We start from the raw sequence: 1,249 nt of genomic DNA, 5'->3' as shown, positions 1-1,249 counted from the left end.
AGAGCCTGTTAGCAGACGGTTTGGGTGGGGTCGCGTGTCGGCTCTGGAGACGGAAGAGGGCTTCTGGTAGTCGAGGGAGTGTCTAGATCACCCGCCCACCAGAAGCCCTTGGATGACTGTCTACCGGGTTCCGGTCCACAACGCCAGTTGCGTGGTGCCCGGCTGCCGCTGCCGTGACCGCTCACGGTCGTATCCGTCGGATCTGACCGACGAACAGTGGCAGGTGTTGCGGCCGGAGGCCGAGGCGGTGATGGCCGAGTTGCGCAGAGGCCCGGGCGGTGCGCCGATGCGCCATGACCTGCGGGCAGTGCTGGACGCGATCGGCTACGTGACCAGGTACGGGATCGAGTGGCGGGCCATGCCGGTGGACTTCCCGCCGTGGCCGGCGGTGTATGCGTTCTTCGAGCGCTGGTCCGCCCGGGGGATGCCGCAGCGCTTGGTGGATCGGCTGCGCGGCCGGATCCGCATCACGGCCGGCCGCAAGGAGACGCCGACCGCTGCGGTGATCGACGCGCAGAGCGTGAAGGCAGCCGAGACCGTCGGCGCCGCTGCCTGCGGGTACGACGGCGGGAAGAAGATCAAGGGGCAGAAGCGGCATATCGCGGTTGACACGCTCGGCCTGCTGATTTGCGTGATCGTCACCGCGGCCTCGGTGCAAGACCGTGACGGCGCCGCGCCGCTGCTGGCCCGCCTGACCGCGAAGTTCTCCACCATCAGCCTGGTGTGGGCCGACGCCGGTTATGCCGGACGGCTGGTCACCTGGGCCAAGAACGTCCTGGCCTGCACCGTCGAGATCGTCAAGCGCAGCGACGAGGTCAAGGGATTCGTCGTGCTGCCCCGCCGGTGGGTGGTGGAAAGGTCCTTCGCCTGGCTGATGCGGCACCGCCGTCTGGTCCGCTGCTACGAACGAAAACCCGCCCATCACGAAGCCATGGTGTTGTGGGCCGCCGTCCACCAGATGACCCGCCGTCTGGCCCGTGACCTGGCAGGACTGCCAGCCCACGGCCGCTGGTGCGACCCACCGCCGCTGCCGGAGCTGACCAGCCCCGACCGGCGCGGCAAGGTCTGCGAACTCCTGGCCGCCCAGCCCTGGCGCGCATGGAAGGGCACCGAGCTGGCCGCCATCCTCGGGATCGACAACATCAACAGCTTCCGCGTCCAACTGTCCCAATGGTCACACCAAGGCCACATCAACAAGATCGGCCCAGCCCTCTACGGACCCGCACTTAAGCATCTGTGAACAGGCTCT

1 pseudogene is annotated in these 1,249 nt (G+C 67.8%); it reads left to right on the top strand.

Annotation, left to right across the window (positions count from 1 at the left end):
* Nucleotides 1–151: 151 nt before the first annotated feature.
* Nucleotides 152–979, top strand: a pseudogene (locus tag AB0I04_RS55160) (IS5 family transposase); the annotation flags it as partial.
* Nucleotides 980–1,249: the final 270 nt, after the last annotated feature.

It is taken from the genome of Actinoallomurus sp. NPDC050550 (assembly GCF_040655075.1).
Classification (GTDB): Bacteria; Actinomycetota; Actinomycetes; order Streptosporangiales; family Streptosporangiaceae; genus Actinoallomurus.
This window is presented reverse-complemented; position numbering and strand designations above follow the sequence as displayed.